Source organism: Microcystis sp. M53602_WE12 (assembly GCF_030065455.1).
GTDB classification, from domain to species: Bacteria; Cyanobacteriota; Cyanobacteriia; order Cyanobacteriales; family Microcystaceae; genus Microcystis; species Microcystis aeruginosa.
On sequence record NZ_JASJFB010000887.1, the window covers coordinates 1 to 19,649 of the forward strand.

The window sequence follows — 19,649 nt, forward strand, 5'->3', positions numbered from 1 at the left end:
GGGACAACTACCGCAGTGACGGGGACAATTAATAATGACGACTTTTCCCAACTCTCCATCAATAATGTCACCGTTGTCGAAGGTCAAGATAGTAATGTAACCCTCACCGTCACAGTTGATAACCCCAACCCGCAACCAATTAGCTTCAACTATACCACTGGACCCATTGATGCTACCGCCAATGTAGATTACACTAGCCAGACAGGAACCCTCACCATTGCGGCGAATACTTCCACCGCTACTATTAGCATTCCCATCCTCAATGATAACCTCAACGAAGCCGATGAAGCCTTTACAGTAACCCTGTCAAATGCGGTTAATGCTACCATCAATCCCGAAGGAGGAATAGGAGAAGTTATCATTACTGATACTTGGCAAAGCAGTCTCACTCGCACCTTACCCAACAATGTCGAAAACCTCAGACTAATTGGCAGTAATAATATTAACGGTACAGGTAACGCCAGTAACAATAATATCACCGGAAATAGTGGCAATAATCAAATCAATGGAGGTGCGGGAATTGATAATTTAACCGGTGGTAATGGTGCAGATACTTTCATCTTCCAATTTGGCCAATCTACCATATCCGCAAGCGATAGTATCACAGATTTTGCCATCAATACTGATAAAATTGACTTATTAACTCAAGGTGGACTACCCATGAATGCGCCTAGTAGTTTCAGTCGTGCTGCTAATAGCACCGTCACCACTTTACAGAATTTAGTCAATCAGGTATTTACTGATGCCAATGGAGCGATTACAGGTAATCAAGGATTAGGGGTTAATAGTGCCGCCTTAGTGCAGGTAACAACCGGTGCAATAGCTGGAACCTACCTCATTATTAATGATGGCACGGCTGGCTTCCAATCCAGCAATGATTTATTAATAAATATCACCGGATTTACTGGTGCTTTACCAGCTTTAGGCAACATTCCAGTGGGTAATTTCTTTATCTAAGTGTCTAAGCTCTCCTTCTAAGTCACCTAGAAAACGGGTTTCTCGGAGAAACCCGTTTTCTGGACTTTAAGAAAAAAAACGTTTCGCTGACAAACTCTATAAAGAACGTAGGTTGGTTTGAAACATGAAACCCAACGCCTGCTCATGTTAAGCTTTTCACTACTACTTATAGTTAATCATGTATTTCTGGCAATTTCGTGTTTATCAGCGTCCTTTGCTGCATCCCCTACAAACCCATCACGGACTATGGGAAATTAGGGAAGGAATTATTATTCGCTTAGAAGCGGAAGATGGACGTATAGGATGGGGAGAAATTGCTCCTTTACCTGAATTTGGTTCAGAAACATTATCGGCAGCAATATTATTCTGTCAAAGTCTCGAAAATCCCCTATCAATAAATTCAATTTTTTATATTCCTGAACAATTTCCTGCTTGTCAATTTGCCTTTGAATCAGCTTTAGAAGATTTAAGTATCGAGAATAAATCAAGAGAATTAGAACCGAAAAATTATAGTTATTTATTACCCACCGGTGCGGCAGTATTTCCCTGTCTGGATGATATTTTAGCCGCTAATCAAACTAATACTTATAAATGGAAAATTGCGGTCAATTCTCTCAAGCAGGAGTTAACCTTATTTGAAAAATTAATTGACCGATTACCCAGGGGAATTAAATTGCGTTTAGATGCCAATGGGGGATTAAGTATTGCTGAGAGTAAAATCTGGTTAAAAATTGCCGATGAATGTCAAATAATTGAATTTATCGAACAACCTTTACCCCCGTCTCAATGGTTAGAAATGTTGCAATTAAGTCAAGATTTTACCACAGGGATTGCTTTAGATGAATCGGTGGCCAATCTTCGACAAATAGAGGAATATTATCAACGGGGATGGCGAGGAATTTTTGTGATTAAACCTGCTATTACCGGTTCAATCCACGGGTTAAGACATCTCTGGGAAAAATATCCCTTAGATTTAGTATTTTCCTCCGTTTTAGAAACTAATATCGGCAGAAAATCCGCTCTACGTCTAGCACAAGAATACCCCAAAAAGGAGCGAGCTTTAGGTTTTGGTGTGCAACAATGGTTTAATAATAGTGACCCCGATTGGTTAGAAAAACTGTGGACGACATCAGCAAACAATTAGCATATCTCAGTCAAAAAGATTGGTTATATGGATACAATAGCCAGAAATTTTATCAATTATATCAGTCCTATTGTCAGAAATTTATCGCCGCAGATAATCCTCGATTAACTATACTGCTTGCTGAAGTCAATCCCATTAAATTCTTAGCTATATTCTTGGCTGCTGTCAGGGTCAAAAGTTGCCTATTTCTAGCTAATCCCGACTGGAAAACTAACGAATGGGAACAGGTTTTCTCTCTGGTGCAACCCGATTATATTTTTGGTGAAAATATCGAGGTTTTTAACCATAATTCTCCTCCTGTTAATCCTTTGACTAATTCTCTGATGATACCCACGGGGGGAACCTCGGGAAAAATTCGCTTTGCTATCCATAACTGGTTAACTTTAACTGCTTCTGTCAAAGGTTTCTCTGAATATTTTCAAGTCGAGCAGGTTAACTCTTTTTGCCTACTGCCTTTATATCATGTTAGTGGTTTAATGCAGTTTCTGAGAAGTTTTTTAACAGAGGGAGATTTTGCTGTTATTTCTTACCATAAAATCAAACAAAAGCGCATAAATAATCTCAATCTTCAAGATTATTTTATCTCTTTAGTACCCACTCAATTACAATTCTTTCTAGAAAATGATCCTCGCTGGTTAGCCAATTTTAAAACAGTTTTACTAGGAGGTTCCCCTGCATGGCCATCTTTACTAGAAAAAGCTAGAGAATATAATATTTCTCTGTCTCCCACCTATGGAATGACGGAAACTGCCTCACAAATTGTCACCCTTAAACCAGAAGATTTTCGACGAGGCAATAATAGTAATGGACAGCTATTACCCCATGCTCAGATAAAAATTAATCCCGATAACCAGAAAATTATTATTGAAGCGAAATCTTTATTTTTAGGCTATTATCCCCATCTTAATCAAGGAAGCTACTTCGAGACGGATGATTTAGGTTACTTCGATGAAAGTGGTTATTTATATATCATTGGTCGGGATAGTCAAAAAATAATTACCGGAGGAGAAAATGTTTATCCTTTTGAGGTAGAAACTGCCATTAGACAAACTAATTTAGTTAAAGATGTGGTGGTTTTAGGATTGCCAGATTCTCGATGGGGACAGATAATTGTGGCTTTTTATGTCCCCGTTAACTCTCAGATATGCCAGACAATTATTCAATCTCAGATTAAAGATAAATTAGTCAATTATAAGCTGCCGAAACATTGGATAAAATTACCAGAGATACCAAAAAGTCCCCAAGGCAAGATTAATCGAACCAATTTAATTAAATTAGCTGAAACTTTTTTGACACCGAGTCAAACCTTGGACTATAATTATAAGTAGCTGGTTATAATTAAATTAAAAATGGATTTTAGGTTCGATCCCCCCTTAGTCCCCCCTTAATAAGGGGGGTGCCGATCCCCCCTTAGTCCCCCCTTAATAAGGGGGGTGTCTGACAACTTTTAACACCTACCTACTTAGCAGTTATCTTAATGGTGAGTTATGAGGTTTTCCTTTTGGGGAGACTCCGAGACGATATAATCGGGTAAAATGGCTATGGGTGCTAATCCCAGCAGATTTAAATTAGGTTTATTTTCCAAAATTATAGTGACTGTTCCAACATCTGACCGTGTTCTTTAAGCCATTGCTTTGCCTTCTCCATAGTAGCAATTTGCGACTTAATAATGTGCCAAAATCGTGGAGTGTGGTTCGATTCAATCAGATGCGCTAACTCATGAACTACCACATAATCAATTACGAACATCGGGGCTTTGATCAATCGCCAGTTAAAGTTAACATTGTCTTGGGGTGTACAAGAACCCCAGCGATATTTGCTGTCGGTAATTTTAGCCTGATTAAACCTGACACCAAGCTTTTTAGCATAAAGGTTGACACGAGGAAGTATCTTCTCTTTTGCCTTCTGAATATACCAATCTTGAAAAATCTCGCCACCATTCTCTGTTAGTGCCTTTGGTACTCGAAAGCGATTGTTAATAAACTTTATCTCTGTCTGATCATCAACCAATTCTAAACGATAGTAGCGCCCTAAATAAAGAAGCGACTCGCCATTAACCAGTTCCTTACCCGGAGGATGAAGTGGGACTCGATACTTTTGCTCGTGGTGAATTTTTTCATAGAGCCACTGCTTGCGTGACTCTACTATTTGCTGGATCTTATCGGGATGAGTACCAGTAGGCGCTCTGACCACGATCGATCGATCACGTTCCACGGTAATGGTCAGGGTCTTACGACTGGAAGAATAAATGATTTTATAGTCAAGTTTCATATTAAAAGTCGCTCAATTTTACTCGATTCAGCCTAAAAAATTCGGTCGTTATTTTTCTCTGCTATTTCCATCACCCGCGAGATAATCTGTTCTCGATTGTCCATAAGATTGGGAATTTGGTAAAAGTCGGGAGAGAGTAACACTTTTTGAATCTCTGCCTTAAGTTTCTTGCGAGCGGGAATGCTCTCCCAAAAGCTAGTTAATTGTAACTCCTGCTCAACAACGGTAAATACCTGTTGAGTGAGAGCGACCATCTGAGAAACCATATCGTCAGTTAATGCCGCTTCTCCAAAACACTCCCGTTTGAACATCCGAAAGAAGGGCAGCTGCTTTTTCCTGTCCAGTCCGTAGGTAGGCTCATTTTTTGCTTCTCTCGCCTTCTGGCGTAGTTTTTCCAGTTCTTGGTAAATCTTGTCCCAATTGTCTTTAAACTCCTCGAAGATGGCTCTCAGTGCTTCAGAAAAGGAGGCTTGCAGTTCGGGATCATCTGCCAGATCGATCTCGATATAGTGGCGGAGAGCGTGTTCGATTGCGGCGGCCTTTGTTTTGACTCGCTGGTGTTTCTGGACATGACTCTCAAAGTCCTTATCCAAGATCGAGATCGGTTTAACTTTCTCGTCAATTCCCCTTGATTGCAGATACTGGTCGGTCAGGGCCCGCAGCTTGGGTGGGATTCCCTTCATACTCAGGCGCTCGTCGCGGAAGTGCTTCCCCGCTAGTACATTCACTGCGGTGAGAGATTGGTAGTCTCTCATATAGTTCAAGGCCTCCTTGGCGGGATAGACCAAGTTAAGGCTGCGGGTCAGCTTCTTGAAGGCCAGCATGAACTCGAATCGCACATCCTCGTCATAGAAGAGGTCGAAAAAGGCATCTTGATCGTTCAGGTCGGTGAGTCCATGTTGCTTCAAGAGTGCAAGGATTGCCCGGTGGTCATCCTCAAGCTGACGGATCTCGTCCTCGGGAAAACTTAAGGTTTCCTCGACTTCTTGCTGCTCTCGCTCGTCGTAGTTATCAATGGCTCGCTTCAGGTGGTGGCCGATGCCTACATAGTCCACGACAAAGCCTTTATCCTTGTCCGCACCGCCGACTCGGTTGACACGGGCGACCGCCTGTAACAGGTTGTGGGCCTGGATGACCCTATCGAGATACATCACCTGCTCTACTGGGGCATCAAAGCCAGTCAGTAGCATATTATTGACGATGACAATGCCCACATCTCCAGTAATCCCCTCATCCCTTGCGTCAAAGGGCAGTTTAAAGCTTTTAATAGTAGTATCGTGGCGGGTGGAGTTGCTGTATTGCTTGAGGTGGGGTAGGTCGTTATGACTGCCGGAGATGACCACATCGGTCTTAAGTCGTTTCAGGCGATCGAGGTTAAGCCGGTGGGGATTCCCCTGCTCCAATTTGGCAATCTCCTCGGCCAGGGCAGCATCTAAATGCTCTTTGTACCGCACCGCCGCCTCCCGGGAAGTCGCCACCACCTGGGCCTTGTAGCCGTTGGGAAAGATGCACTGGAGATAGTGCTGCACCATATCCTTGGCTTTAGCGGCGATGGTGGGATGAGCTTCTAGGTAGGCATCCCTGGAACCATGGCCCAAAATCTGCAGCCGCTCTTGCAGGTTGTACTCACTGAAGACATCGGCAAAAGCCGCATCCATAGCTGTCTGATCAGACACCTCGGCGTTATGAGTGCGCCCGGTGTAAACAATTTCTAGGGTCACGCCGTCCTCGATGGACTGGCCCATGGTGTACTTGTCGATGTAGTCCCCGAAAACTTTCTCAGTTTTGTCGATGGGGGTGCCGGTGTAGCCAATACGGGAAGCGTAGGGGAGAGCTTTGTCGAGGTTTGTCCCCAGCAGGCTGTACTGGGAGCGGTGGGCCTCATCGGTCATCACCAGGATGTTGCTGCTCCGGTTTAGCTCCGGGAAGGTCTCCCGCAGTTCCCGCTCTTGGAATTTGTGGATCATGGCCATGACCAGATCCGAGGAGTCGCTGCGAAGTAGTTCCTTCAGTTTGGCGATGCTATTGGCGGGCTTAACGGTAAAGCCAACACTTTGGCCGGTCTCGGCGAGTTGCTGCTCTAGTTGGGTGCGATCGGTGATAAATACCACTTTCCACTGGGAAAGGTTGTTATGGCGGTACATGGCCCGCACCATAAACATCATGGTCAGGGACTTACCTGACCCCTGGGTATGCCAGATGATGCCGCTGCGCTCCCGGGGGGTTTTGCCCTCTAGGAGACGCTCCACGGCTTTCTTGACGGCACGAAACTGCTGATAACGCCCGACGATTTTGATGGTTTCTCCCTTGTTGTTGACGGAGAAAAGGGTGAAGTTGCGAATAATCTCTAGGAGGTTATCGGGGGCAAACATTCCCGCCACCAGTCGCTGCTGGTCATTGGGGGAGCTAATACCGTGTTCTAGTTCTTCTAGGGTGCGGGGATAGGGGTCAGCCCAACGGAAGAAGTATTTTTCGGTGTGGGTGGTAATGGTGCCAAATTTTGCCTGATTGCGGCAGGTAGCTACGACAAACTGGTTATAGAAAAAGAGGGGGACATTTCCCTCGCCCTTAGCGCCGCGCTGTTCGCTGTAGCGGAGGAGTTGCTCGATCGCCTCGGCAATGGGTTCTGTGACTTTGGGGGATTTACATTCAATGACCACCACTGGCAGCCCATTGAGGAAGAGGACAATATCGGGGATGATGTGGTTTTCTGTGCCTAGAATCCGCACCTTAAACTGGCAAACGGCGATGAAGCGGTTGTTAGTTGGGTGGTCAAAGTCGATAAACCTGACGGTGGGGCTTTTTTCGCCTGTTTTACGGTTCTCTGAGACGCTGGTATTCTCCTGAAGCAGTTTAAAGACGTGGCGGTTATTTTCCAGTAGGTTGGTGCTGGGGAAGTTGGCGGTGAGTTGTTTGATGGCTTCTTCTATTTGGTCGGTTTCTAGCCAGGGGTTGATGATTGTAAGCTGTTCTCGCAGCACCGGCAGCATCACCACCTCGGTAAAGCTTTCTCTAAAAGTATCCTGTGGTTTTTGTTTTGTCTCTAAATCCAATATTTCCCAATCTAAACCGTACAGTTGGTCAAGTAAGGGCTTTTCGACCCCGTTGCGCTCATCGAGTTTGATAGGTTGAGGTGTTTTGTTCATGACCAGATAACCTGTATGTAACTGTATTTATGAGGTTTTTCATCTTTGGAAACCAACGCTGCTTTGTGTACTAATACTAAATCCGTTGAGTAACGCACAGAAAACGGGTTTCTCGGAGAAATCCGTTTTCTACTCATCAAATGTCACGCTCTGACAGCAATCTCTGCAATTGAATCTGATTTATTCCCAATATTTCGCTTGCTGTCCCTAGACTGATTTTATTTTGCTCAAATAGGGAAATAGTTGTTTCTCGCAAAGTGTCATTATTGCTATCTTCTAAGATGATGACGCAGATCTGTTTACATTCCCATTCAGAAGAATATTCGGCGGGAATGGTGACTATGCCGTTTTTTAGGATGGTTTTAAAATTAATTGCTTTCATTAGTTTTGGAGTCCATCAATATAGGTTTAATTTGCTTCAATAGTTGAGGAATTTCGTGCTGAATTACGTCCCAAACAATATCAAGATCAATTTGATCATATTCATGGACAATTATATCACGCATCCCTGCCAGATTTCGCCACGGTATTTCTGGATGTTGTTGGCGAAATCCCATTGAAAGTCGTTTTGTTGCTTCTCCTATAATTGTAATCTGATAGAGAATTGCTGAAATTTTCTCATCATTGGTGATTAGCTCAATTTGCTCAACACCGCTCGAAAAGCGAAGGATACGCTTGGCTGCTTGTTCGATATCGATGAGGGATTCAATATCTCTTAGCATAGATAACCTGAGCAGATTCTAGGATATTCTGACGACGCAACCAGTTGGCACTACGTTCTATAGCAGCTTTCACAATTAAGTCAATTTTGCGGTCAAATAGGTTTTGCAGTTCTTCTTTTATTTGCAATGTTTCGGTTAGTCCGCGCTGAAATTGGGGGTCAAAGGTGACTAATATATCAATGTCGCTATCAACACGGAAATCATCGCGTAATACTGAACCAAATAGGGACAGTTCTGTAATGTGCCAACGTTGGCAAAAGTTCTCAATTTGCTCAGGGGATGGTTTGATGTTTGTTATTGGTGTTTTCATGGCAAACTCTTATTTTCCCTTTTTTCATCGCTTGCTGTTGTGTATGCCTGATCAGTGCGGTTTGGTTTATCAGGATTTCGCCATGAATTGCGATGATTTCCTTTTCGTTGAGCCAGTATGGTTCTCTCATTTGGCTAGGTCAATCAGGGCGTTACGATATTTTTTGATGCCGCGCCTTGCGATTTCCATTTTTTTGGCAAAGTCGGGATCGAAGGCGGTGATTTCGTAACCGTTGGGGGTTTTAGTTAAATAAATATTGTCGCCGTCGTCAATATTCAGGTTAGCGGCGATTTCTTTGGGAATAATGACGCTGAGGGAGTTACCGCGTTTTTTGACGTTGAGTTGCATGATGGCTGTGTTTTAAGGTTTGATTTTTTTTCATGCTAACACTTGTTACCACAAATGTTGCAACGTTTAGTTCTGTTGATTTTTAGATGTTAGTTTGCTGCTGTGTTTTGGTTGAGGAGGTCCGTAACTCGAACTTTGCCTGTTAGGAGGTCTTGCATGAGTCCGGTTTTACAATTTATTTGGTTGACAAGCTGATTCTTTAAAATGACGATTTTCTCCTCTATTCTCTGCATTATTGCGTTTACCCTTTTTTGTTCATCAAGAGAAGGCCAGGGGAAAAGAATACTGGACAAGATTGAACCATTAACAAGATCTCTACCTCCTGAATTGGAAGAAACTCTCAGTTGCGCTCGTATGATAGAATTAAAAGCTATATTCTGATATAAAAAACTTGGGTTGCCTTTTTGTTTATCGAGTGCTATTCGCATTAAGTTGGATGAAATAATCCAGCCAGTTTGCTCATCTTGAATTACTAGGGAGCGACCTATATCGGCTACTCTTGAAAAAACTATATCTCCTGATTCTACTCGAAACGCCTTAAGATTATTAGCAGTTGTTTTTGATACATAAAAAAGCTCTTCTTTAATAATTTCTCCTTCACCCAAAGCTCCTATTGTCAAGACCGGAATACCTTCCTCAACCCAATGTTTTGTATTCAAATCTGAGCCGAATGGACCTGTTCTTAGGTAAGACCTATCTTTAGACCCAAATTTAGCAATAGTTGCTACCTCCCACTCAACCGGAATCCTCCCAAGCGGTGAATCCTTAAATTCATGGGTTTCTTCACTGCGAATATTGCCATTTTCATCAATTCCTTTGGTGAGCAAGTCCTGCATTAGTCCCGTTTTGATGCGCTGCTGCTTGGTAATTAGGGCTTCGGTTTGCTCAATCGCGCGGTCTATTGTTGAGAGGATGGTGGCGATTTGGGTTTGTTCTTTAATTGGGGGCGTTAAAATTTCAACTGACTCAATTGCTCCAATAGGAAGCCCAAAGCGTGTAGAACCACTAGCATGAAGAGCAAAATAATTAGCTACTCGTGAAGTTGAAAGATATTTAGAGAGAAAGATAGAATCAATTTTTTCATTGTCAGGTCGAATTAGTGCCAGATGATAACCACAAACTAAGTTATCTATTTGCTCATGTATAACGGTGGGAATACCAATATCATCAGGAGTTTCTGAGTCTTTGGTAATAATTACATCTCCAATATTTAAACCAAATCGCTCAATTTCTGCATCGTTTGCAGAACCTTCCATAAACTGAATTGATCCATCAATATATTCATTTGTGTAAACGTCCATGTAGTTGCAAAGCTTTACAGGTCGTTCGCTAGGATAAATTTTTTTGTCAACATTACTAACTCGTATATCAGCAAGATCACGAAGTTTTTTTACATCCCAATTTTTCATCACGCCAAATACCTCAACTTACTCAAAAACTCATTTAATTCTCCTAAAGTCTGCTCTCGCTGGGCCTCCATTTCCTGACTCGAAACCGCATACTTATCCCAAAGATTCTCAACCTTAGCGACAAGTCCCCGCTTTTCCCCATTCAAGTAACGAGTAAGCTGCTCCGATACCCAATCATAGAGCTTTTTTAGAATCAATTTTTTCGCTTCTTCATCCCTTAACTGTCCTCCTATTTCAGTCAGTAATCCCTCAGGATAAGATAATTTAATCTCCAAGGCTTTCTTATCCTTATTAAGCGCGTTAATCTTGGCCTTTTCTTCCTTTTTACTTGCATTTAACCCCATAAGCTGATTTTGCACCTGCTCAAGTAATTCAATAGTTTCAGCCTTAAATTCCTCATCACCAACCCGTTTTAAGCGCAGCTTTAACTCAAGCTGACTCTGCTGTTCCTTAAGTGTATTCTTAAGTAACTTGATCCGGTTCTCAATGTCAGTAATAACATTGTATTCTTGTTGGTAAGATTGGCGCTCTCTGGCTGCTGAATCGCCCTGGGATTGCTTCAGGTCATCTATCAACTCTTTAAGCCATTTCTTAATCGATGCGGCGCTAACAGTTTCTTCCTCTTCTGGTTCATAATTCGCCACCTCTTGCGCTGATTCCACCGCTTCGCTTAACTCCCCTTGGACTGCACTAATCTTACTTTCCAGTTCCTCAATTTCCGCCTCTTCCGCCTGAAAAAATGCCGCTAATAAATACTGATCAGGGATAAGAGTATGATGCCAGCCAGTGTTAATAATAGTCTTTAGATCATAGCGAATCTGCTGCCACCAGTTAACAAACACCCCCGCCGATTTAAACTCATCCAAAACCCCCAAAGGAATCAGCTGCTGTTTGAGGCTGCTCAGTAATTGCTGCCGCACTTGGGGCATAATATTATTTCCCTCCAACTTGGCAAAATCATCCCGCGCTTCTCGCCACCAATTTTTAAGCGTAGTATAGTGGTCGCTTATCCTTGCTTGTAAATCGGGATTAGCTTCCAGATTCTCTTTAATAGCGGCTTTCGTGGCAATTTCTGGGCAAAAACTAGCATAGCCGGGGCGTAGGGGTCTAAATAGGGTATTTGTATTGATGCCAAACTTAGCAAAAGTATCCTGTTGTGCGGCAATTTCAGCCTGCGGAATACCCCCCATCAAGTGAGCTTTTACATCCTCCGGTTCGGGATCTGGCGTATTATCCACATAGCGGCGAATATTAAGATTAAAGTCGTGTTTTTCGACAATTTCCGACTTATCTACCAAGCGGCTATATTTGGGATATTCTCGCTTGTGGGTAAAGACATAATCGATCTTTTCAATGTCTTCGGGGCGCAATTTATTCTGGTTCTTTCCCTCAGCATATTCTCGATCGGCATTAATAAAAAGGATTTTATCGCGTAATTCATCAGGTTTATTTTTATTCACCACCAACACACAGGCCGGGATACCCGTGCCATAAAATAACCCCGGGGGCAAACTAATAATCGCCTCAATCAGATCATCCTCAATTAAGATCTCTCGAATCAGCTTCTCTTTCCCCCCCCGAAATAGCACCCCATGGGGCATGATAGTGGCCATGTGGCCGTCGAGTTTAAGACTGGCAATCATGTGCTGGACAAACATCAGATCCGCCTTTTTCCCCTTTTCCGGGCAGAATTCGCGAAAGCGGTTGGTAAACTTGAGATTAGACTTGCTGTAATCCTGGGAAAAGGGCGGATTAGCGAGAACTCGGTCAAACTTGCGAATCTGTCCGTTTTCTAAAATGAGCGGATCTTCGAGAGTGTCCCCGTTTTCAATGGTGAAGCGGGTGATGTTGTGGAGGATCATATTCATATTACAAATTGACCAGACTGTACCGTTAGAATCCTGTCCGTAGAGTGCTAGATTCTGGGGGTTTTGCCCCTGTTCCTCCACATATTGATAGGACTGGATAAGGAAACCGCCCGACCCCACGGTAGGGTCATAGATAGTATGGCCCGCTTGGGGTTTAACCAACTGCACCAACAGCCGCACCACCTCGGCCGGCGTGTAAAATTCTCCCCCTTTCTTCCCGGCACTATCGGCAAAGTATTTGATTAGGTACTCGTAGGCGGCACCCAATAGGTCGGGAAACTCAAAGTTATCGTTGACCAGCACAAATTGGGGCTGATTGAAATGATCTAGTAAATCCTTCCATTTGTGGTCAGGTATCTTGGTTTTGCCCTTGGTGGCATTAAAATCGATGTTATTCTTCAGCACTCCCGCCAAGGCATCGTTAGCATCCTCTACCGCCGCTAATGCCTTATTGAGCATATTGCCGATGTCCTGCTTAAGGTGTTTGAGCGGCGGGACTTCCTGGCCGTTTTCGTCGCGCCAGGATTGATGCCAGCGAGCGCGAGGAGGTACGAAAAATGTTTCTCCATAGGAGGTTTCGCCTTCTAGGAGTTCGGCCAGCAGCGACGGGTCTGGGATGTGTGCATATTGTTTCTTGAGTTGCGCTTGCTTGCGCTCAAACTCGTCTGACAAGCGTTTGAGGAACAACATCCCAAAGATAAATTCTTTGAACTCGGAAGCGTCCATTTTACCGCGCAGAATGTCCGCCGCCTTAAATAGAAAGCCTTCGAGTTGACTGAGAGTGATCTTTTCTTGTTTCATCGTTAGTTAAGTTAAATGTTCACCAGTTTAAGTGGGTGGGTGGAATTAAATTGAAAATGGATTTTAGGTTCGATCCCCCCTACCCCCCTTGATAAGGGGGGTGCCGATAGGCGGGGGGATCCCCCCTACCCCCCTTGATAAGGGGGGTGTCGATAGGCGGGGGGATCCCCCCTGCCCCCCTTGATAAGGGGAGTGTCTGACAACTTTTAACACCTATCTACTTATCTTGCTAAAGATTGACCGCTCAGGCAATAATGGGAAGGTTTATCATGCCCATTAAAGAATGCTCAACGCTTTTATTTGGCTACCGATTATAGGGGCGATACTGATTGCCTACACGCCTCTAGAGGCGAAAAAAGTGCGAGGATTAGCTCTAACTCTTTCTGTCGTTCTCTTACTGCTTAATATCCTCCTTGGCTGGCAATTTGACCCTAGTAACCCGCAAATGCAGTTCACGGTTAACCTGCCTTGGATTAATTTCCTCGGTTTCAATTATGCCCTCGGTGTCGATGGCTTATCATTTTCATTACTTTTTCTTAACAGCATCTTGACAATAATTGCTCTTTATGCTAGTGGCACAGAGGTTAACCGACCGAAATTTTACTATTCCCTGCTCTTGTTACTCAATGCCGGAGTAGCGGGGGCCTTTCTAGCGCAGGATTTACTGCTATTTTTCCTATTTTACGAATTAGAAATCGTTCCCCTTTACTTTCTCATTGCCATTTGGGGGGGTCAAAGACGCGGTTATGCGGGCATGAAATTTTTATTATACACGGCAATTTCCGGCTTTTTAGTGCTAATCTCTTTCCTTGGCTTAGTTTGGCTAACCGGTGCTGATAATTTCGCCTATAATCCCCTTTTATCGAATAATTTAGACGTTAAAACTCAATTACTGCTCCTTATTCCCCTTCTGATTGGATTAGCCATCAAAATCCCGATTTTTCCCTTTCATACTTGGCTACCGGATGCCCACGTCGAAGCATCTACCCCCGTTTCTGTGCTTTTAGCGGGAATATTACTCAAATTAGGAACCTATGGACTGCTGCGCTTTGGAGTCGGTTTATTCCTCGATGCTTGGGTGACTCTCGCCCCTTGGTTAGCAACAATAGCAGCTATCAGCGCCCTCTACGGGGCCAGTTGCGCTATTGCCCAAAAGGATATGAAAAAAGTAGTGGCCTATTCTTCCATTTCCCACATGGCCTATATTTTACTAGCGGCGGCGGCCACCACCAGATTAAGCATCACCGCGGCGATTTTGCAGATGATTAGTCACGGTTTAATTTCCGCTTTGTTATTTTTGTTGGTGGGAGTAGTGTATAAAAAAACCGGCAGTCGGGATGTGGATTATCTACGCGGTTTATTAAATCCCGAAAGAGGTTTACCAATCACGGGAATGTTAATGATTTTAGCGGCTATGGCCAGCGCCGGCATCCCTGGAATGGTGGGATTTATCGCCGAGTTTTTAGTTTTTCGTGGCAGTTTCCCGATTTTTCCGATACAAACGCTCTTATGTTTGGTTGCTAGTGGTTTAACCGCAGTGTATTTTCTCCTGATGATTAATCGGGTTTTCTTTGGCCGTTTAACCCCTGAATTATCGCGCATTCCTCGCAGTACCTGGCCCGAAAGATTTCCCGAAATTGCTTTGGCTTTATTTATTATTGTTTTGGGATTACAACCGAGTTGGATGATTCACTGGAGTGAAAACCAAGCATCAATGTTATTAACTGGCACGGCAATCAGTCAAAGGCAATCATAGAAACCTTTTCCAGAATTTTTTAAACCTAGACCGAAACTAACTTGTGGATAGGAGCCGAAACGTCAAAAATTTTTGGCTTTGCGGAGGGAATTAACCGTTAAAACCACCTGTTCCCCCACCAGTTCAATTTCTTCTAAAGTATTAAAACGACTCAACCCGAAGCGCAGGGAGGCATAAGCGAGAGATTCGGGGCGACCCAAGGCAGTTAAAACGTGGGAGGGGGCGGTATGGCTAGAAGAACAGGCAGAACCGGAGGAAAGCGCCACTATTGGCTGTAATCCTAACAATAACGCCGCACCGTCCACCCCTTCAATACTAATATTCAAATTTCCGGCTAATCTTTGGCTAGGATGACCATTGAGATAAATTCTGTCTAATTGACTGATAATCTCCCATAAACGGGCTTTTAACTGATTTAAGTAGCCGGTATCTTCTTCAATCGCTTTGATGCCCAATTCTACTGCCTTGGCAAAACCGACAATTTGCGGTGTAAATATTGTACCCGATCGCAGTCCTTTTTCCTGGCCTCCCCCTTGAATTTGAGCGGCGAGACGAACTCTGGGGTTCCGGCGCCGGACGTACAGCGCACCGATTCCCTTCGGTCCGTGGACTTTGTGGGCAGTTAAGGACATCATATCTATATTCATTTCCTCCACATCTAGGGGAATTTTGCCGATTGCTTGGGCCGCGTCCGTATGAAAAAGTACCTGATACTGGCGACAAATCGCCCCAATTGCCGCTAAAGGTTGAATCACCCCAATCTCGTTATTAGCAGCCATAATTGACAGCAAAATCGTGTCAGGACGCAAAGATTTTTCTAGTAGTTCCAAGTCAATTAGGCCATCAGCACCGACGGGTAAAATTGTCACCTCAAAACCCAATTTTTCCAGATAATGACAGGGATCTAAAATGGCCCGATGTTCTGTCACCACCGTAACTAGGTGTCGTCCCTTGGCGAAATAAGCTTCGGCAACCCCTTTGATAGCCAGGTTATTGGCCTCCGTTGCCCCACTGGTAAAAATAATTTCTTCGGGACTACTATTAATAGCAGCGGCGATTGTTTCTCGTGCCTGTTTAACCGCAGCCTCGGCTGTCCAACCATAGACATGATTAATACTACTGGCATTACCAAAGTGTTCGGTAAAATAGGGCAACATCGCCGCCAGAACCTGCGGCTCCATCGGTGTCGTGGCGTGGCAATCTAGATAAATCGGCTTTTGAGACATATTTTTCCCCCGCGGGGGATTTGAGAAGGAGATATCCCCTATTTTAAGAGAATCTCTGAAAGTGCATTGCTAATCTATGTTAACAAAAAAGTATCGGATAGCAGTCAACAGCTGACGACTCAGGCCAGAACTTTAAGATTTAATAATGAGAGCGCAATCGCTCCCTGAGAGCAGTTACAATTCCCCTATTCCAATGTTGTTCAGCAACCCAACAGGATTAATAACACATATTTTCCCGCTCAATCATGGCTAAAAAATCGAAGGCATTTAGTGAACTGCTCAGGCTGCAGAAAATGTCCCAAGGATCCGAAAAACCCTTGAAAAGCTTTGAGAAGAAATTAAGAGAAAAGTCCTTGCCTTTCAAGGAAATTGTCGTCTCTCCTTCTGGGGAAGTCACAATGTCGGAAGTTCTGGAGGATTTTATCGAGCCTTACCGCGAATCCAATGAAACAAAGGGATCTATGCGAACACTGCTGACCATAGGGATAATCGCTTGGAATCTGGCGTTGTCCCCCGAGTCAAAGCGGCAAGAGATGATAGACCGAGTTTTTAACAAAGACCTTCTTAAAGGAGATAAAAGGCTCAAGGCGGATATTCAAGGGCTAATCGACGAGCTAATCGCTAGGAAAAACCGTTATTTCTCGGAAAACAAGCGGATGATTGTGGATTTTGAGTTAAAAGAGCTAGGAAGCGAGTATCATCTCTCGGTTGCCTCCAGCTTGTCGCCCGAATTTTCCGAGTCAGAGTTTGCCTTCAAAGTCGGCGACTCGGTCATCGTCAAACAGGGTGTACTCGACCCAGATTTGGGGACTGACATCGGTGGTTGGCAAGGAAGAATTGTGACAATTGAGCGGCAGAGCAATCTCATCGGCATTGAATGGGATAGCATCACCCTGAAAAACATCCCCAGTTCGGTGATTGACCAGTGTGAACTGGAAAACCTAGACTGGGCCCAAATGTACCTCTCCTCAACGGATGTGGAATTAACCCAACCTCGAGATACAGAAGAAGATGTGGCCGCCATCATTGAGCAAATTGAGTCTAACATCGTTGGAGCTATTTAGCAGAAAAGAGAAAGGCGATTCAGGCGGTTGGCCGACGTTGACCATGAGGATGAAATGGCGGCTTTAGGCGCTTGGAAAAAAACACTTGATTCATTACCCTATTGACCATCGAGCAGCGATTTGGAGGAGAGAAATTTGAGATGGATGATTCCCAGAAATATGAGGCTGACTGTCAAAAGATAAGAAAAGTCAATCATGAATTACTAAAGGATTTCGAGAGTTGGCTAGAATCATCAGGTTTGTCGGAAAAAACCATTAATAATCATATTTCAAATATAGATTTTTATATCAACGAATATTTACTCTATGAGGATGCAGTAGAAGCTAAAGACGGGGTAGATATGGTCGGTGACTTTTTGGGTTATTGGTTTATCAAAAAGGCCCTGTGGGCCAGTCAATCAAGCCTCAAGGCTAACGCAGGTAGTCTGAAAAAGTTCTACACTTTCTTACTGGAAAAAGGCCTAATAGATAAAGATGATTTGCGAGAACTTAAAGAAACCATCAAGGAAGAAATGAGTGAATGGCTGGAAACCCTAGAGTGATACGATGACCCATTGAGTGAAGATATGTGGGATGTTTGGTGATTTTAGCCGAGGGGCAATCCCCCACCCTCTGGCTGAGAAGCTATAATATCATTGTCAGGACACAAGGAGAGCGAGACAATGGAAACATTAGAATTAGAAAGCTGCCAGTCGATTCTTAAAGCTGGTCAAACGACGACCGAAAGAGCGTTAGAATTATTTGACGCTCTCGAACCCGTGAGTTTAGACTTTATGCTCGGTGTTTGGCAAGGTTCTGGACTTCAGACAAATCACCCCATGGATGGTTTATTAGAAGCATCTAATTGGTATGGTAAAGAGTTTGTCGATACCGAGAATGTCCACCCCCTGTTATTTTTAGATGGTCAGGGAAAAATTTTTAAGGTAGCACCCAATCCCACGGCCATGAACTGGATTGTTAAGCTGCCGATACTCAAAAATAATTCTCTGAAACCTTTACTGATGCTGACCAACTCCTTGCTGAAAACAGAGACAAGTCAGGCTAGACTGCGAATGATGGAATATCGGGGCAAAGTCAGCGCCACGATGATTTATGATTATTTGCCGATTAATGACTCTTTTCGGAAAGTAGATGATAATACCGTGCTGGGAATTATGGATTTTAAAAACTCTCCCCAACCTTTCTTTTTTGTTCTCAAGCGATGTCAAAGACCTCTTAATTCTTGAGGTTCGATTTAAACCCTTCATTATTGACGATATAATAAGATTATTGCCGTCCTTTTTCGGCTCGATTATCAATTGCAATGACTCGCCAAATTCACGACCAATTTGCTAAGGAGTATTTAGAGGAATTGTTAGCACCTCTAGGGACGATTAGAAAGAGCAAGAAAGTAAAAAGCGAGGTTCAAGAAATTGATGTCTGGTTTGAACCGGCCAGTTCACCATCAAGGAATAAACTCCCTTTAGGGTTACTCGGAAAAATGGCGGCGACTTCCTGCTTGTTTGAACCTTTCCGCAACTCTCCCTCAGAAATAGAGATTCGCAGTTGTATATCAAAGTTATATGCGGTTCATAATGACCTCTTAAGGAAGGCGAAACGGTCAAACAAAGCTCTAACTGCAGCAGAATTGCCAGTTTTATGGATTCTCACGCCCACCTTTTCAGCTAGAATGATTCAAGGATTCAGGGCTGACAGCGATGAGAGTAATTGGTTGAAAGGGGTTTACTTTTTAGCTGACTTCCTCAAAACAGCCATAGTCGCCATCCATCAATTACCGGTGAATGAAGACACTTTATGGTTGAGGGTTTTAGGAAAAGGAGGAACTCAGAAACGAGCCGTAGAAGAGTTAGTTGAACTTCCCCAACCTAACCCTTTTCGAGAAAATTTACTGGAAATCTTAGCCAACTGGCGCAAGAATTTAGAGTTGAGGGATAATTTAAGTGTAGAGGAACAGGAGGTCATTATGAACTTATCACCAGCTTATCTAAAGCAGCGAAAAGATTGGAAGGAAGAGGGAAAACAAGAAGGGAGACAAGAAGGGAGACAAGAAGGCACCTTAGAAGAACGTTACTCGATGATAGCCAGTCTTCTGGAAGGAAGGTTCGGAACTCTAGATTCGGAATTATCCGCTCTGGTGGAACGGATTGCCCAACTTCCCATCTCGGAACGCACCGAGTTAATTCTTTCTCTGGCGAATTTATCCCGCTCCTCACTATTAGAAAGATTGAGAGACAATTAAATTTTCAGTCCGCTTCAGCCTTAAATCCTGATGGTAGAGAGACTCCGCAGGGCGACACGGATTCCTATTATAGTAAAAGGTTAGCAAAAATTTTTGAGTTTGTCAAGTCTTTTGCGAAAAAAAAGCTGAAAAAATTTCAGCCCGATAATTATCTATAATTGTCTCTTAGTTTAGTTTTTAGAGGAGACAATCGCCAATTCTTGCCGCCAAACTAGCAGGGATTTCTCCCAAGCTAGTTCCCATTTTTGCGCCAAAAAAGGTCGAGTATTTTTGCCCAAATTATAGGGAGCATCCCAATTTTGCCATAAGTATAAATGCTTAGAGACTAAAAACGTTAGCTAAGGCAAAATAAAGAGAAACAATTAAACGGTAGAATCATGAATACAGA

Annotated in this window: 16 protein-coding genes and 1 pseudogene; 8 read left to right on the forward strand and 9 right to left on the reverse strand. The window is 43.5% G+C overall.

What is annotated here, in order from left to right:
- From PX482_RS27040 to PX482_RS27050, 3 genes and pseudogenes are all read left to right on the forward strand, one after another.
- Nucleotides 1-957: bluetail domain-containing putative surface protein (locus PX482_RS27040; protein WP_288123259.1), on the forward strand; the 957-nt coding region annotated here is incomplete at its 5' end.
- 178 nt (nt 958-1,135) lie between these two features.
- Nucleotides 1,136-2,101: an o-succinylbenzoate synthase gene (locus PX482_RS27045; RefSeq protein ID WP_288123260.1), complete on the forward strand. Its 966-nt coding sequence runs from the start codon at nt 1,136-1,138 to the stop codon at nt 2,099-2,101.
- Nucleotides 2,077-3,419 (forward strand): annotated as a pseudogene (locus tag PX482_RS27050) (2-succinylbenzoate--CoA ligase). Before PX482_RS27045 ends, PX482_RS27050 begins: the two are co-directional and overlap by 25 nt.
- Before the next feature lie 269 nt (nt 3,420-3,688).
- On the opposite strand, the gene PX482_RS27055 reads toward PX482_RS27050, so the two are convergent.
- The 8 genes from PX482_RS27055 to PX482_RS27090 all read right to left on the reverse strand — a co-directional run bounded on the left by PX482_RS27055 (nt 3,689) and on the right by PX482_RS27090 (nt 12,976).
- Nucleotides 3,689-4,372, reverse strand: coding sequence for a M48 family metallopeptidase (locus PX482_RS27055; protein ID WP_002762309.1), 684 nt, complete (start codon nt 4,370-4,372; stop codon nt 3,689-3,691).
- A 32-nt stretch (nt 4,373-4,404) separates the two neighbouring features.
- On the reverse strand, nt 4,405-7,518 hold the full coding sequence (locus PX482_RS27060; RefSeq protein ID WP_288096662.1) for a type I restriction endonuclease subunit R: 3,114 nt from the start codon (nt 7,516-7,518) through the stop codon (nt 4,405-4,407).
- A gap of 136 nt (nt 7,519-7,654) precedes the next feature.
- Entirely contained in the window at nt 7,655-7,900 is a 246-nt protein-coding gene (locus PX482_RS27065; RefSeq protein WP_288096664.1) for a UPF0175 family protein, read from the reverse strand.
- Nucleotides 7,887-8,240: a HepT-like ribonuclease domain-containing protein gene (locus PX482_RS27070; RefSeq protein ID WP_046660765.1), complete on the reverse strand. Its 354-nt coding sequence runs from the start codon at nt 8,238-8,240 to the stop codon at nt 7,887-7,889. The genes PX482_RS27065 and PX482_RS27070 overlap by 14 nt, the downstream gene beginning before the upstream one ends.
- Entirely contained in the window at nt 8,224-8,550 is a 327-nt protein-coding gene (locus PX482_RS27075) for a nucleotidyltransferase family protein (protein WP_046660764.1), read from the reverse strand. The genes PX482_RS27070 and PX482_RS27075 overlap by 17 nt, the downstream gene beginning before the upstream one ends.
- 126 nt (nt 8,551-8,676) lie before the next feature.
- Nucleotides 8,677-8,898 carry an AbrB/MazE/SpoVT family DNA-binding domain-containing protein gene (locus tag PX482_RS27080; protein WP_002762317.1) on the reverse strand — a complete coding sequence of 74 codons (222 nt, stop codon included), beginning with the start codon at nt 8,896-8,898 and terminating at the stop codon, nt 8,677-8,679.
- Nucleotides 8,899-8,987: 89 nt separating this feature from the next.
- Nucleotides 8,988-10,307 (reverse strand): restriction endonuclease subunit S, encoded by a 1,320-nt coding sequence (locus PX482_RS27085; RefSeq protein ID WP_288096674.1) that lies wholly within the window; start codon nt 10,305-10,307, stop codon nt 8,988-8,990.
- On the reverse strand, nt 10,307-12,976 hold the full coding sequence (locus PX482_RS27090) for a type I restriction-modification system subunit M (RefSeq protein ID WP_288096668.1): 2,670 nt from the start codon (nt 12,974-12,976) through the stop codon (nt 10,307-10,309). Before PX482_RS27090 ends, PX482_RS27085 begins: the two co-directional genes overlap by 1 nt.
- 283 nt (nt 12,977-13,259) lie before the next feature.
- Between PX482_RS27090 and PX482_RS27095 the strand changes: the two genes are divergently transcribed.
- Entirely contained in the window at nt 13,260-14,732 is a 1,473-nt protein-coding gene (locus tag PX482_RS27095; protein WP_288096670.1) for an NADH-quinone oxidoreductase subunit M, read from the forward strand.
- A 62-nt stretch (nt 14,733-14,794) separates the two neighbouring features.
- Here the strand turns inward: PX482_RS27095 and PX482_RS27100 are convergent, their stop codons facing one another.
- A complete protein-coding gene (locus PX482_RS27100) occupies nt 14,795-15,958 on the reverse strand; it encodes a cysteine desulfurase family protein (protein ID WP_288023273.1) in 1,164 nt (387 codons plus the stop codon).
- A 245-nt stretch (nt 15,959-16,203) separates the two neighbouring features.
- Here PX482_RS27100 and PX482_RS27105 point away from each other — a divergent pair, with 245 nt between their 5' ends.
- From PX482_RS27105 to PX482_RS27120, 4 genes are all read left to right on the forward strand, one after another.
- On the forward strand, nt 16,204-17,022 hold the full coding sequence (locus PX482_RS27105; RefSeq protein ID WP_002762325.1) for a hypothetical protein: 819 nt from the start codon (nt 16,204-16,206) through the stop codon (nt 17,020-17,022).
- 140 nt (nt 17,023-17,162) lie between these two features.
- On the forward strand, nt 17,163-17,564 hold the full coding sequence (locus PX482_RS27110; RefSeq protein WP_002740193.1) for a phage integrase SAM-like domain-containing protein: 402 nt from the start codon (nt 17,163-17,165) through the stop codon (nt 17,562-17,564).
- A 120-nt stretch (nt 17,565-17,684) separates the two neighbouring features.
- The gene (locus PX482_RS27115; RefSeq protein ID WP_002762329.1) at nt 17,685-18,248 is read left to right on the forward strand and encodes a DUF4334 domain-containing protein; all 564 of its coding nucleotides are present in this window, start codon (nt 17,685-17,687) and stop codon (nt 18,246-18,248) included.
- A gap of 77 nt (nt 18,249-18,325) precedes the next feature.
- Nucleotides 18,326-19,261, forward strand: a complete 936-nt coding sequence (locus PX482_RS27120; RefSeq protein WP_288123262.1) for an RpnC/YadD family protein — start codon at nt 18,326-18,328, stop codon at nt 19,259-19,261.
- Nucleotides 19,262-19,649 lie beyond the last annotated feature (388 nt).